Below are 13,237 nucleotides of genomic sequence, written 5' to 3'. Positions count from 1 at the left end.
GGATTTTTACAGGCTGTTGAATTCCCCATTTAAACATCTTAATTTTTTTGCTGTTTTGAAGTGGGATCTTACAGCCTGTTAATACGGGATAAAATGAAACGTCTGAAAAGTGTGTAAAGCACTCTCTTCAGACGTTTCTCAAATAAAACAAACCACCATTTACAATATCTATTTTAATTTTTGCCTCATAGCGCTCCCGTAAAGCCTGCTGTTCTATATTATATATTTCAGGCTTTTCTTCAAGACCATTATAAAAATAATCTAGTACGCGTTGTTCCCGCTGCCATTTAATCATTGCCTCATCTGCCCAAGAATGATTATCTTGTAAAATTATTTCCTCCATTGCAGCCTGTATACGCTTTAGTCCCCTTAGTGGCGCAATAATATGTTTTACACAAAAGCCATTCATAGGTTTCGTTACAGATAAATCCTTTTGTATGAGTAACCTGTGAAAATCAAGCAGCAATTCCCCCGTCATTAAATTCAAACCAAATGAATAAAGCATTTCCTTCGTACAATCACAGCAATATGCTATTTTATAATTCACTGCGAGCCAAGGAGTTAAAAAAGTTTGTGCTGCTGATGTATCTATACTTTCATACATTTCTACATATGCACCTAGCTCATCTGTTACAAGATATAACTGCTGAAGTCTTGGAGAGCCAAAATGCACTCTCTCCCCCTGCTCCTGCATGCTAGTTGTCAACTGTAGCCGCGCTGGATTTGGCTCGCTATTTGTTGCTTCGATATATTGCCAGTAGAAAGGGCGATTCATTATCTTTTTATCCATTTCAATTGTTAGCTGAATATTGAACGTATCATTTTGCCACACAACGTCACAGCCTGTTTCCGTAAAAAAATCATTTAAAAATTGATTAATCTGCTGCGAATCCATAGCAATCACTACCCACTCCTGTTCGTTAATATCGCATCTAATTCTCCAACTACTTGTTCAAATACATCAATTTTTGTATAAAGTAGTGCCAAAATATGCTGCTCAATTGTTTCTTCAACAGCAAAATTATAAATTTCAACATCTTCCGTTTGCCCTAAACGATGGACACGACCAATGCGTTGTTCAAGCTTCATTGGATTCCATGGTAAGTCGTAGTTAATCACATGACTACAAAACTGCAAATTGATACCTTCTCCACCAGCTTCTGTAGCAATTAGCACTTGTGCATGTTCTTTAAATAAATGCTTCATATAATCACGCTTGCTTTTTTTATACTTTCCGTTAAAGAGAACAGCGGTAATCCCCTGCTCATATAAAAATGCTTGTAAATAAAGCTGCGTTGCGCGGTATTCTGTAAAAATAATTACTTTATTGTTTATTTGCTTAATTAATTGTGCTGTTTTTTGTGCCTTAGAATGCGTGTTTAATTGCTGTAAGCAATCAAGAATTTTTTGCTGTTCTTCCGTTTGCTGTGGCATTTTCGATAATGTTTCATAGACTGCTTCCCTACTACTACAAAGCTCCTTTTGCAAGGTTAAACGAGTAATTGGGTTTGGTAATGGTAAATTGCTAATTTGCTCATATAACTCTCGTTCCTCAGAAGAAAAATGAATCGGTATAATTTGCACATGGCGCTTCGTCCATTCAATATTTGTATTTTCACGCCTATTTCGCACCATCACTTGGTGAACAAGCTCCTGCAAAAATTCATTTTGCGAAACCGAGTGCTTTTTTGCAGAAAAGGTAGCTTGAAATGCCTCATAGCTCCCTAAATGGCCGGGCTTTAATAAAGAGATTAAATAAAATAATTCAAAAATATTATTTTGAATCGGTGTAGCGGTTAGTAATAGGCAAAATTTCTTTTTCAAACTTTGAACAAATTCATAAATTTGCGTTTTATGATTTTTTAATTTATGTGCCTCATCAATAATAATCATGTCATAATTTTGCTCATAGATTCGTTCCTTATGCGGACTTTTTTTAGCGGTATCCATGCTCATCACAACAACACTACAATGCTCGAGCCCGTATTTTTTATTATATGCGATAGCAGGAATATGAAACTTTCCTGTTAATTCCTCCACCCACTGTGTAATCAATGAGGCAGGTGCTAAAATAAGGGTCTTTTGCACAAGACCACGAACCATATATTCCTTTAGGATTAGGCCTGCTTCAATCGTTTTTCCCAGCCCTACTTCATCAGCTAAAATGGCTTTACCATGCATTTCTTCAATAACGGTTGTCGCAGCCTTGATTTGATGTTGTAACGGTGAGAGCATCGGCAAATATTTTACACATTGCAAGCCCGAGAAATTTGAAATTAAACGGGCCTCGGTCATCTCGTAGTTCATTTTATAAAGCGCCCAGCTTTGCCAAGGCAGCTCTCCGTTTAATCGCTTTTCAAATCCTTCCTGCCAAACATTAGTTTGTTCGATTTTCATATTGACCACCTCAGCATTCAATTGCTTGTAGGTTGTTCAAAAAAATAGATTTTATTCATTAGTAGGCTCATTGCCTGTGAGGTAAAAATGCTGTTGGATTAATAAGCTCACTAAATTTTTGAGCAGCTCTTGAGAGTGGCACTGATTTTAAGTGACAAATACCAATACTTCGCTCAGGTAGCGGCTGCTGTAATGGCACTTCATATAACAGTCCCTTCTCCAAATACTCCAATGCAAACTCCTTTGTCACACAAGCAATTCCTAAATTGATTTGTGCAAATTGAAGCAATAAATCATGTGAGCCAAGCTCGAATTCAGGCGTCAAATGATAGCCTTGCTCCTTTAAATATTGCTCGACATAATTGCGAGAGTTAGCCTTTTTTCCAAGAAAAATAAGCGGCATTTTCATTAATTGCGGCAAGGCAATCGGCTTTTTCGTTAAATTTTTATATTTTTCCCCACAAACAAAAATATCGTGAATTTGCTTGCATGGCTGTACCTGTAATTGTTCATCGCGAAGAGGTAAATTACAAACGCCTACATCCGCTTCTCCCGCCCTTATAAAATCGCGTATTTCCGATGTTGTGCCGTTTAATACTTTAAGTCTGACACCGGGATATTTCAAATGAAACATTTCTAAATAAGGTAGCAAAAAATAGCGGGAAATTGTATCTCCTACACCAATTCGTAGCTGACCTGTTGTCAAATGTTTAAATTCTAATAGCTTATCCTCACCAGCATGTAAAATACCGAGCGCTGATTGCACATATTCATGTAATACTTGCCCCTCGTCTGTTAAAATAACGCCTTTTGGGGTACGATGAAAAAGAGGTGTTGCTAGCTCCTTTTCTAATTTTAAAATAGCTTGGCTGACAGCAGATTGTGTCATAAATAGCTCCTCTGCCGCTTTGGAAAAGCTTTTATTTTGACTTACAATATTAAAAATACGATAATAATCTAATTTCCCAATCATATTAGTTTTACTTATACTCCCTATAATTATTATTAATTTTACTTATAACACATCGTTGTTGTATAGTAAACAATGTGGTTTTTATCTTTAAGTCAGTAGCTAGTAGATAAAATTATTGAAAACTTACTGAATGAAGATGAATTTGCGGTAAATATTATAAAAATGGACCGCAAAAAAATTTAGACAAGTGTTAATTGATGAAGATGTTAGGAGAGATACTATGGAACGTGTAGTTGGAACAGTTGTACGAGGCCTTCGTGGTCCTATTATTAATGAAGGTGACAATATCGAACAAATCGTTGTAGATACAGTGCTAAACGCAGCCAAAATAGAAGGCTATTCAATTGAAGATAAAGATATTATAACTGTTACAGAATCGGTTGTAGCACGCGCACAAGGAAATTATGCAAGCGTCGATCATATCGCAAAAGATATTGCTGCAAAATTCGGTGACGATACAGTCGGTGTCATTTTTCCTATTCTTTCACGCAATCGCTTTGCGAACTGCTTACGTGGTATTGCAAGAGGAGCAAAAAAAGTTGTCCTTATGTTAAGCTACCCATCAGATGAAGTGGGTAATCATTTAGTTGATATTGATGAATTAGATGTTAAAGGGGTAAACCCATGGACAGATACATTATCAGAAGCTGAATTCCGTGAGCATTTTGGCTATAAAAAGCATACATTTACAGGTGTAGACTATATTGAATATTATAAAGAATTAATTGAAGCTGAAGGTGCAGCGTGCGAAGTTATTTTTTCAAACAATCCAAAAACAATTTTGGACTATACCAAAAATGTATTAGCATGTGATATTCACACACGCTTCCGCACAAAACGTACATTAGTAAACAACGGGGTAGAAAAAATCTTTACTTTGGATAATATTTTAGCTGAATCAATCGATGGCTCAGGCTTTAACCCAGAATATGGCTTACTCGGCTCTAATAAAGCAACGGAGGACACAGTAAAACTGTTCCCACACAATTGCCAACCTATCGTTGATAATATTCAAGCAAAAATCAAAGAAGCAACGGGCAAAACAATTGAAGTAATGGTTTATGGTGACGGTGCCTTTAAAGACCCTGTGGGGAAAATTTGGGAGCTAGCTGACCCTGTTGTCTCACCAGCTTATACAAAGGGGCTTGAAGGTACACCGAACGAAGTAAAATTAAAATATTTAGCTGACAACGACTTTGCGAATTTACGTGGTGAAGAGTTAAAAGCTGCAATTTCCGAATATATCACAAATAAAGGTGATGACTTAACAGGTCAAATGGCTGCACAAGGTACGACTCCTCGTAAGCTAACAGACTTAATTGGCTCGCTATCAGATTTAACATCAGGCTCTGGCGATAAAGGTACACCAATGGTTTATATCCAAGGTTATTTCGATAATTATACAAAATAGGAAGAGCGTCCATAAAGCCGTGCAGTTGCCGACTTTGTGGACGCTTTCGTTTGGTTTTTTTAAGATGTATGCCTGTATTTTAAAACAGGTGCTTTATTTAAAAGGGATAAAGATTAGTTTTGGCGGTGTTTGCCTCGCTGTGAAAGAGACCTTTAGCAAAGTGCAAAGCATAGTGGAAACTCGCTTTTCCTCATTTTCAAAGAAGGCACTCTTCTACTTTAACGAGTAAACTCCTTAATGAAACACTAACAAAAACAGGCAACCGCACTGCCTTTCTAGTGCCCTTTTATACTTGTTCATAATTGAACTGCCATTCCACGCCAAATTTATCTGTTAAGCTGCCGTAGCATTTGCTCCAAAAAGTTTCTTGTAGCTCCATTTGAACGTTTCCTTCACGCTTTAATACATCAAAAGCATGGCGTAATTGTGCTTCATCATTCGTTACAACTGCAAGTGTTACATTGTTGCCTACTGTATAAGGGTGACCGGGGAATGTATCAGAGAACATTAAGTCTACACCCATTACTGGCATACGAGCATGCATAATTAAATCTTTTGCTTCTTCTGGAATTGGATATTCATCATTTTGATGCCCTTCACCAAAAGTCATGATTTGTGTTTCCTTTGTTTGAAAAGCGTCCTTATAAAGTTCCATTGCCTCACGCGTTTGCCCATCAAAAATTAAGTATACGTTAATTGCCATCTTTGCCACTCCTCTTTCAATTGAATTTTAGTATTAGCTTATACAGTATTACAAAAATTATTATACACCCGAAAGAACAAATGTTCTATAGTGAAATTTAATATTATTTTACGATTGCACTAATTGCTTTAAATACATCGCCCTTCGCAATTTGCTGCATTTCAAATAAAGCCATTTCGATACTCGATAAACGTGCGCCTAACTGTACCATTTTATCAATGCCTAATTGACGGTTTTCCCCTGTGCGGGATGAAACGCAATCCACTAAAACCTCTACCTCATAGCCATTGGCAAGTAAATGAGCTGCCGTTTGATACACACAAATATGTGATTCAATGCCTGCAAGCAATACTTTTTTACGTCCTGTGGCTGCAAGCTTCACACGAAACTCTTCTGTATCATAAGCACTAAATGTTATTTTTTCAATCGGCTGTCCATCTATTTCATTGGCAATCTCAGGGACTGTTGGCCCTAAGCCCTTTGGATATTGCTCAAGCCATAAAATCGGTAGCTCCAATACATTAGCCCCTTTAACGGCTTTCACAATATTCTGAATTACATGCTCGCTATTTTCTACAATTTCCGCAAGCTTACCTTGTATATCAATTAATACAAGTACCACCTCGTCTTTTTTTAACATCGGTAAATTCCTCCTTTACGTCCTCGTATTAATTCTCGCTCAGCTAACTCTTGCCAAGATACTTATTATGATTCAATAAGTGGCTGGACACTTGCTGAATTATAATAAATTATAAAGCTTATTATTCTATTTAACAATTTCCATCATTGAATGACTATGCCATTCCATGTATAGTTGTAATGGTGAGGAGGTATTTTCTATATGCTAAGACGAAGCTGGCTCATTAGCATCGCCATTTCCTTATTCGGTGTGATGATGATTGAGTATTTTTTTACATTCCAACCTGAAGATACAATAAAGCATGGAAATTTAGGTATTGTCGGTATTGCACTTGTTGCGCCGTTTCTTTTATTAAGTTTATTTATTACATTTCGCTTTTCTACTGAATTATCACGTCAAGCGCAAGATAAAATGCTACGCAATATTTTACTCATAGCAGGAGTAGGGCTTGTTATCGCTACAAGCTATTATGCCATACAATATACAAACGAGGTATATGCGTCACTTGGTGGCACAACGAGCGACCCCAATTCAAAAATTTATGGCTTTCCATTATTAAATGAGTATACAAATCGAGTTTTTATTAACTATTACACATTTCTATTAATTCATACGATAAGTGCTATTTCGGGCGCTCTTTACGGTATCGCGAGTCCCGCAAAAACTGCTGATGAAGCACTTTAAACAGGTCTAAAGCAGCAATTCGCTCATAAGCATAATAAATTCGCTCGCAAACGCTACAAATTCGCTCATAAAAAGCTTGTTTTCGCTCATAAAACTAAAAAGTAGGCATATGAAGTCCAATTGGATTTCATATGCCTTCTTTAGCTTTAACGTACTTCTGCGCCTGCTGCTGCAAGTGCCTTTAATACTTTATTATGTGCTGCTACAACTTCCTCATCTGTTAATGTGCGTTCTGCGTCAAAATAAGTTAACGAGAAGGCAACAGATTTTTTGTCTGCGGCTACTTTTTCACCTTGATATACGTCGAACACTTTAATGTTTTTCAAAAGCTTAGTGCCTGCTTCGCGAATGATTGTTTCGATTTCGCCCGCAGGTGTTGCGCGGTCTAATTCTAATGCAATGTCGCGTGTAATGCTTGGGTAACGTGGGACAGGGCTATATACAAGCTCCTCCACTTCAGCATTTAAGATTGCAGCCAATTTCATTTCTACTACATATGTTTCTTTTAAATCCGCTTTTTTCTGCTCAGTGGGATGCAGTTGGCCGATTAGACCGATGATTTCTCCATTTAATAAAATATGCGCAGTACGCCCCGGGTGTAAGCCTTCTAACATTGCTTTTTCATAGCTTACTACAGCAGTCAAGCCTAATTTTGACAATAATGCCTCCACAATGCCTTTTGCTACGAAGAAATCCACTGCTTTTTTTTCACCTTGCCATGTGTTATCTGTCCAACGACCTGTTAATACAAATGCAAGATGTTCTTCCTCATGTGGCAAATCATGCTCCGTTTTGCCAAGGAAAACAGAGCCAATTTCGTATAATGCTACATCATTTACTTGACGTGCTACGTTATGACTTACCGCCTCAATTAAATGTGGCAATATGCTTTGACGCAATGTTGAATGCTCTTCACTCATCGGCATTAATAGCTTCGTTGTTTCTTCTTTTTGCAATGCAAATTTTTGTGCATCCGCTGCTGAAGTCAGGGAATATGTTACCGCCTGATACAGACCCGCACCTTCCATCACATCACGTACAATGCGGCGCTTCACTTGATACGGCGTTAGGCCACCTATTTGCTCTCCCGAAAGTGGTAAAGTCATTGGAATTTCATCATATCCGTAAAGTCGTGCAATTTCTTCTACAATATCTTCTTCGATTGTAATATCACCGCGACGTGTCGGTACATCAACAATTAACATGCCATTCGCTGCCTCTACACCGAATTGGAGGCGATTTAAAATGGCAAGCATATCCTCAAGTGAGATTTTCATGCCAAGACGTGCATTAATAAAGTCTGGTGATACGACAACGCGAGCTGGTGTTTTATCTAGCTCATCGACAAGCACTGTCCCTTCTAAAACTTCCCCACCTGCTAGCTCGGCTAATAATGCAGCCGCGCGCTCTGCCGCAAGTAATACACGATTTGGGTCTACACCTTTTTCGAAACGCGCTGAAGAGTCTGAGCGTAAGCCTAAATCTCTTGATGTACGGCGCACAGATGCCCCTTGGAAATAAGCAGATTCGATAACAACTGTTGTGGTTTTATCCGATACCTCTGATTTGGCACCGCCCATAACCCCAGCAACAGCCTCAGCCACTTCACCGTTTGTAATTAAATAATTATGCGGCTGTAGTGTGCGCTCGGTATCATCTAAAGTCGTCATTTTTTCGCCTGCTAACGCTGGACGTGTGACGATTTTCCCCGTCCCTAGCTGTTCGTAGTCAAAGGCATGCAACGGTTGACCATATTCTAATAAAACATAGTTTGTAATATCGACTACATTATTATGTGGACGAATACCACCAGCCATTAAATACTGCTGTAACCACAATGGTGATTGTGCTACTTTAATATTTCTAATCACTTTTGCCGCATACAACGGGTTAACGGTTGTATCCTGCACCTCAAGTTGCAAGACATCAGAAGCTTTTTCCGCTGCTTCAGCATACGTAATTTCTGGTAATTTTACATCAGTCCCTAAAATGGCTGCTACTTCATAAGCAACGCCTAGCATCGACATTGCGTCTGAACGGTTTGCGGTTAAACCTAGCTCTAACACCGTGTCGCGTAAGCCTAATAGCTCTAATGCATCCGTTCCTGGCACGCTATCCTCTGGTAAAACGTAAATCCCTTCTGCATATGCTTTTGGTACAAGTCGCCCTTCAATACCTAGTTCCTGTAAAGAACAAATCATACCATTTGACTCTTGACCACGCAGCTTCGCTTTCTTTATTTTAATGCCGCCCGGTAAATGTGCACCGGGACGAGCAACAATCACTTTTTGACCAGCATCAACATTTGGTGCACCGCAAATAATTTGCTGTAAGCTTTCCTCACCAACATCAACTTGGCAAATATTTAATTTGTCTGCTTCAGGATGCTTTTCCTTTGCTACAACATGCCCAACGACTACATTCGTCATCCCTTTTGAGCGGTCGATTACGGCATCTACCTCAATACCTGAACGCGTAATTTTTTCTGCAAGCTCAGCAGGTGCTAAGTTTGAAAAATCAACATATTGACTAAGCCATTTTAATGATACTAACATCTTATTCCACCTTACCCTTCTGCACGCTCAAATTGTGATAAGAAACGCACATCATTTGTATAAAAATGACGAATATCGTCAACACCGTATTTCAGCATCGCAATACGTTCTACACCGATGCCAAATGCGAAGCCAGACATTTTTTTCGAATCATAGCCAGCCATTTCAAGTACATTCGGATGTACCATACCTGCTCCTAAAATTTCAATCCAGCCAGTTTTTTTACATACATTACAGCCCGTTCCGCCACACTTAAAGCATGACACATCTACTTCCACTGAAGGCTCTGTGAATGGGAAGAAGGATGGACGTAAACGAATTTCACGGTCTGCACCGAACATTTCTTTCGTTAACACATCCAATGTTCCCTTTAAATCGCTCATGCGAATATTTTCGCCAACAACGAGCCCTTCAATTTGCATAAATTGATGCGAATGTGTAGCATCATCTGAGTCACGACGGAATACTTTCCCTGGACAAATAATGCGCACTGCTGCACCTTGCTTTTCTTCCATTGTACGAGCTTGAACAGGCGATGTTTGCGTACGTAATAATATTTCCTCGGAAATGTAAAATGTATCTTGCATATCACGTGCTGGATGGTCCTTAGGCAAGTTAAGTGCCTCGAAATTGTAATAATCTTTTTCTACTTCTGGCCCTTCCGCAATTTCATAGCCCATTGCAATAAATAAATCTTCAATTTCTTCAATAACACGCGTTAATGGATGGCGATTTCCCGCCTTAATTGTCGCACCCGGCAATGTAACATCAATCGATTCCTGCTCTAATTGCGCTTGAATCGCTTGCTCCTCTAAAATCGCTGCCTTTGCCTCCAATTCAGCCGTCACATGCTCACGCACCGTATTGACTAATGCCCCCATTTTCGGACGTTCTTCAGCAGATAGCTTGCCCATCCCTTTTAGTAAATCCGTAATCGGTCCTTTTTTTCCCAAATAGGCAACGCGCACTTCATTTAACGCTTTTAAATTGACTGCTTCTTCAATTTTCTTCAGCACTTCTTCTTTCAATTGATTCAATTGTTGTTCCATGATTTTGCCTCCTTTAAATTTTGGATGATAAATAAGCAAAATAAAAAACCTCCCCCCTAAAAAGGGACGAGGTTGAATGTTCGCGGTACCACCCTAGTTATTGCAAATGCAATCACTTCATTAACATAACGACGAATTAAACGCCGGCTATTCTTTCCTTCAAGTACTCCTAGAATTCCCGAATAGCTGCTCGCGGGGTGAACTGTAGTATTCGATAGCATTATGCAAGCTTTCAGTCACGGCCTGCACTCCCTAAAATGCCTCTTATGAACCTACTCTTCCCGGTCAGTGCATTTCCTATATATAACACGATTTATTGTACGCTATTTCTTTTTTTCTTTCAAGTCGTGGAAATACTATTCTACAAAAGCATACAATAAAATACCCGTAGCGACTGCTACGTTCAATGATTCAGCTTGTCCTAAAATTGGGATGATGATGTTTTGATTTGTTTTTGCTAAAAGTTGTGGGCTAATGCCGCTACCTTCATTTCCTACAATTAAAGCAAAGGCATTTGTTGCTTTAATTTCCTTGTAAGATACGGCATTTTCAAGTGCTGTTCCGTACACTGCAACACCCTCTGCTTGTAAATTGTTGACCCATTCTAATAACTCGCCACGCACAACCGGAATATGAAAGTGTGAGCCTTGTGCTGAGCGCAACGTTTTTGGATTAAAAGCGTCCGCACTGCCTTTTCCTAATACAACTGCATCTAATCCAGCAGCATCTGCTGTGCGAATCATCGTGCCGATATTGCCCGGGTCCTGTACTGCATCTACAAGCAATACTTTGCGCCATTCGTTCATGCCCTCAATTTTTGGCTGCTTGCAATGGGCAAATACACCTTGCGATTGCTCCGTTTCTGCTAGTTCCTTTGCAACTGCTTCATTTACTTGAACAATTACGACATCATCAATTGGCCATAACATGGGCAAATCAACATTATCCTTAACGATAATTTGGACAATTTGCTCTTTATTTTTTAATGCTTCTTCTACAAGATGGAAGCCTTCTACGATAAATTCACCTGATTTTTCACGTTCTTTACGTGTTGTCACAAGCTTTTTCCAATGCTTTACTAGCGCATTTTGCGTTGATTCAATTCGTTTCATACATACCGTCCTTTTTTCTTTTTCAATGCTTCATTTTATCATAACTTTTCTTTGAAAAGTATATTTCCATATATTTTGTCCATAGTAACAAGTATACTGATATTTTTTAAAAAAGGAGATTGAATCATGAACTTTCAAATACGACAAGCAATTGCAGCAAATGTAGCGGGACAAAATGCACAGGAATTAGGTGATATCGTAGAAGATGCCATTGAACGTGGTGAAGAGCATTTATTACCGGGGCTCGGTGTGTTTTTAGAAAAATGGTGGAACGCTGCGGATGAACAAGAGCGTCAACATTTTACACAAAAGCTTGCGACACAATTTAATTAACAGAAAAAAGCAATCCAGCGTCTCCCGGATTGCTTTTCATTTGCAAAGGACGTGCTTTTTCAGGCACATCCCTTGCCTATGTAGTGATGATGTACTCCATCTTGATTACATCCATCACAGTGTGTAGTTATTTAACGGTGGACAGCGTCTCCCATCCATCCATTAAAGGGAACTACAAAAGCATTTGATTGCGCTACCTGCTTGCAAATGCTTCTTAATATATAGACACAGTTGCGACCCGCAACTTGTAATCTACGATAACAAGGAAATTAATACCGCTTTTTGTGCATGTAAACGGTTTTCTGCCTGCTCGAAAATATAAGAATTAGGGCCATCAATAACAGATGTCGCCACTTCTTCCTCACGATGTGCTGGCAAGCAATGTAAAAACATATAGTCAGGTTTGGCATGTGCAACAAGTGCATCATTAATTTGATAGCCATTAAAATCTTTTAATCGCTGCTCCGTTTCTTCTTCTTGCCCCATCGAAGTCCATACATCCGCATAAATAGCATCCGCATTTTGCACCGCTTCTACCGGGTCGGTTGTTGTCAATATAGAACCGCCGTTTGCAAGGGCAATTTGTTGTGCCTGAGCTATAATTGTCGCATTACATTCATAGCCAGCAGGTGTTGCTACAGCAACATGCATTCCTACGTGAGCGGCTGCAACAACAAGTGCATGGGCAACATTATTGCCATCTCCTACATAGGCGATTTTTAAGCCCTTTAATGCGCCCTTATTTTCAGCGATTGTTTCTAGGTCTGCTAATGCTTGGCAAGGGTGATCTAAATCCGTTAAGCCATTAATCACAGGAATTGTCGCGTGCTCCGCTAGCTCTTCCACCATTGCATGTGAGTTAGCACGAATCATGATACCGTCTAAGTAGCCTGATAAAACACGACCTGTATCCGAAACTGGCTCTCCTCGACCGATTTGCATATCACGTGCATTCATATACATGCCGTAGCCACCTAGCTGCTGCATACCTACCTCAAATGAAACACGCGTACGTGTAGAGCTTTTTTCAAAAATCATTCCTAATGTCTTACCTTCCAACAAGCGAGGACACTTCCCTTGCTTTGTCACCGTTTTTAGCTGTGTTGCTAATTGAATAAGCGATTGTACTTCCTCGCTCGTATAATCAAGCAATGTCAGTAAATCTTTTCCTTTCAAACTTTCAACAGGCTTTAATTGTACCTCTTCAAGTAATTTCATATTTATACGCACCTCTGTAACTTTATGTTGTTTTCATTATACATATGCATAAATATAAAATCAAGCGTATTTTTATGTTTTATAAATAAATATTTAAAAATACACATAAATATACACATTATATTTATAAAAAGACTGAGGCATTTTTATAATAAATATAAC

At 38.9% G+C, this 13,237-nt stretch carries 12 protein-coding genes; 3 read left to right on the top strand and 9 right to left on the bottom strand.

Translation table 11 applies throughout. The features are described from left to right. Positions 1–127 precede the first annotated feature (127 nt). The 3 genes from MHB51_RS00990 to MHB51_RS00980 form a co-directional block, all read right to left on the bottom strand. The gene (locus MHB51_RS00990) at positions 128–895 is read right to left on the bottom strand and encodes a YqhG family protein (protein ID WP_342559452.1); all 768 of its coding nucleotides are present in this window, start codon (positions 893–895) and stop codon (positions 128–130) included. A gap of 8 nt (positions 896–903) precedes the next feature. Continuing rightward, positions 904–2,397, bottom strand: coding sequence for an SNF2-related protein (locus MHB51_RS00985; protein WP_107942938.1), 1,494 nt, complete (start codon positions 2,395–2,397; stop codon positions 904–906). A gap of 67 nt (positions 2,398–2,464) precedes the next feature. After that, positions 2,465–3,370, bottom strand: a complete 906-nt coding sequence (locus tag MHB51_RS00980; RefSeq protein WP_342558791.1) for a LysR family transcriptional regulator — start codon at positions 3,368–3,370, stop codon at positions 2,465–2,467. 220 nt (positions 3,371–3,590) lie between these two features. Here MHB51_RS00980 and MHB51_RS00975 point away from each other — a divergent pair, with 220 nt between their 5' ends. Then, entirely contained in the window at positions 3,591–4,781 is a 1,191-nt protein-coding gene (locus tag MHB51_RS00975) for a coenzyme F420-0:L-glutamate ligase (RefSeq protein WP_342472220.1), read from the top strand. A gap of 286 nt (positions 4,782–5,067) precedes the next feature. Here MHB51_RS00975 and MHB51_RS00970 read toward each other — a convergent pair whose 3' ends face one another. Beyond that, on the bottom strand, positions 5,068–5,484 hold the full coding sequence (locus MHB51_RS00970) for a VOC family protein (protein WP_342558790.1): 417 nt from the start codon (positions 5,482–5,484) through the stop codon (positions 5,068–5,070). Between the two features lie 103 nt (positions 5,485–5,587). Continuing rightward, a complete protein-coding gene (locus MHB51_RS00965; protein WP_066162208.1) occupies positions 5,588–6,124 on the bottom strand; it encodes a hydrolase in 537 nt (178 codons plus the stop codon). A gap of 201 nt (positions 6,125–6,325) precedes the next feature. Here MHB51_RS00965 and MHB51_RS00960 point away from each other — a divergent pair, with 201 nt between their 5' ends. Next, positions 6,326–6,808 carry a nucleoside-diphosphate sugar epimerase gene (locus tag MHB51_RS00960; RefSeq protein ID WP_342558789.1) on the top strand — a complete coding sequence of 161 codons (483 nt, stop codon included), beginning with the start codon at positions 6,326–6,328 and terminating at the stop codon, positions 6,806–6,808. A gap of 146 nt (positions 6,809–6,954) precedes the next feature. Here the strand turns inward: MHB51_RS00960 and pheT are convergent, their stop codons facing one another. From pheT to MHB51_RS00945, 3 genes are all read right to left on the bottom strand, one after another. Continuing rightward, positions 6,955–9,363: a phenylalanine--tRNA ligase subunit beta gene (gene pheT, locus MHB51_RS00955; protein WP_342558788.1), complete on the bottom strand. Its 2,409-nt coding sequence runs from the start codon at positions 9,361–9,363 to the stop codon at positions 6,955–6,957. A gap of 11 nt (positions 9,364–9,374) precedes the next feature. Further along, the gene (gene pheS, locus MHB51_RS00950; protein WP_066162192.1) at positions 9,375–10,412 is read right to left on the bottom strand and encodes a phenylalanine--tRNA ligase subunit alpha; all 1,038 of its coding nucleotides are present in this window, start codon (positions 10,410–10,412) and stop codon (positions 9,375–9,377) included. A 356-nt stretch (positions 10,413–10,768) separates the two neighbouring features. Further along, positions 10,769–11,524, bottom strand: a complete 756-nt coding sequence (locus MHB51_RS00945) for an RNA methyltransferase (protein WP_066162189.1) — start codon at positions 11,522–11,524, stop codon at positions 10,769–10,771. Positions 11,525–11,650: 126 nt separating this feature from the next. Here MHB51_RS00945 and sspI point away from each other — a divergent pair, with 126 nt between their 5' ends. Then, positions 11,651–11,857 carry a small acid-soluble spore protein SspI gene (sspI, locus tag MHB51_RS00940; protein WP_066162184.1) on the top strand — a complete coding sequence of 69 codons (207 nt, stop codon included), beginning with the start codon at positions 11,651–11,653 and terminating at the stop codon, positions 11,855–11,857. 252 nt (positions 11,858–12,109) lie between these two features. Here sspI and argF read toward each other — a convergent pair whose 3' ends face one another. Next, positions 12,110–13,075 (bottom strand): ornithine carbamoyltransferase, encoded by a 966-nt coding sequence (argF, locus tag MHB51_RS00935; protein ID WP_066162181.1) that lies wholly within the window; start codon positions 13,073–13,075, stop codon positions 12,110–12,112. Positions 13,076–13,237 lie beyond the last annotated feature (162 nt).

Origin of the sequence: Metasolibacillus sp. FSL K6-0083 (assembly GCF_038630865.1) — a bacterium.
Lineage (GTDB): Bacteria > Bacillota > Bacilli > Bacillales_A > Planococcaceae > Metasolibacillus > Metasolibacillus fluoroglycofenilyticus.
The sequence above is the reverse complement of the archived record's forward strand: the minus strand, read 5'-3'. Positions and strand labels throughout refer to the sequence as shown.

Bases quoted from the DNA above. Each gene is read 5' to 3' on its own strand.
- MHB51_RS00990 (WP_342559452.1), bottom strand. From the start codon at position 895: ATGGATTCGCAGCAGATTAATCAATTTTTAAATGATTTTTTTACGGAA.
- MHB51_RS00985 (WP_107942938.1), bottom strand. From the start codon at position 2,397: ATGAAAATCGAACAAACTAATGTTTGGCAGGAAGGATTTGAAAAGCGA.
- MHB51_RS00980 (WP_342558791.1), bottom strand. From the start codon at position 3,370: ATGATTGGGAAATTAGATTATTATCGTATTTTTAATATTGTAAGTCAA.
- MHB51_RS00975 (WP_342472220.1), top strand. From the start codon at position 3,591: ATGGAACGTGTAGTTGGAACAGTTGTACGAGGCCTTCGTGGTCCTATT.
- MHB51_RS00970 (WP_342558790.1), bottom strand. From the start codon at position 5,484: ATGGCAATTAACGTATACTTAATTTTTGATGGGCAAACGCGTGAGGCA.
- MHB51_RS00965 (WP_066162208.1), bottom strand. From the start codon at position 6,124: ATGTTAAAAAAAGACGAGGTGGTACTTGTATTAATTGATATACAAGGT.
- MHB51_RS00960 (WP_342558789.1), top strand. From the start codon at position 6,326: ATGCTAAGACGAAGCTGGCTCATTAGCATCGCCATTTCCTTATTCGGT.
- pheT (WP_342558788.1), bottom strand. From the start codon at position 9,363: ATGTTAGTATCATTAAAATGGCTTAGTCAATATGTTGATTTTTCAAAC.
- pheS (WP_066162192.1), bottom strand. From the start codon at position 10,412: ATGGAACAACAATTGAATCAATTGAAAGAAGAAGTGCTGAAGAAAATT.
- MHB51_RS00945 (WP_066162189.1), bottom strand. From the start codon at position 11,524: ATGAAACGAATTGAATCAACGCAAAATGCGCTAGTAAAGCATTGGAAA.
- sspI (WP_066162184.1), top strand. From the start codon at position 11,651: ATGAACTTTCAAATACGACAAGCAATTGCAGCAAATGTAGCGGGACAA.
- argF (WP_066162181.1), bottom strand. From the start codon at position 13,075: ATGAAATTACTTGAAGAGGTACAATTAAAGCCTGTTGAAAGTTTGAAA.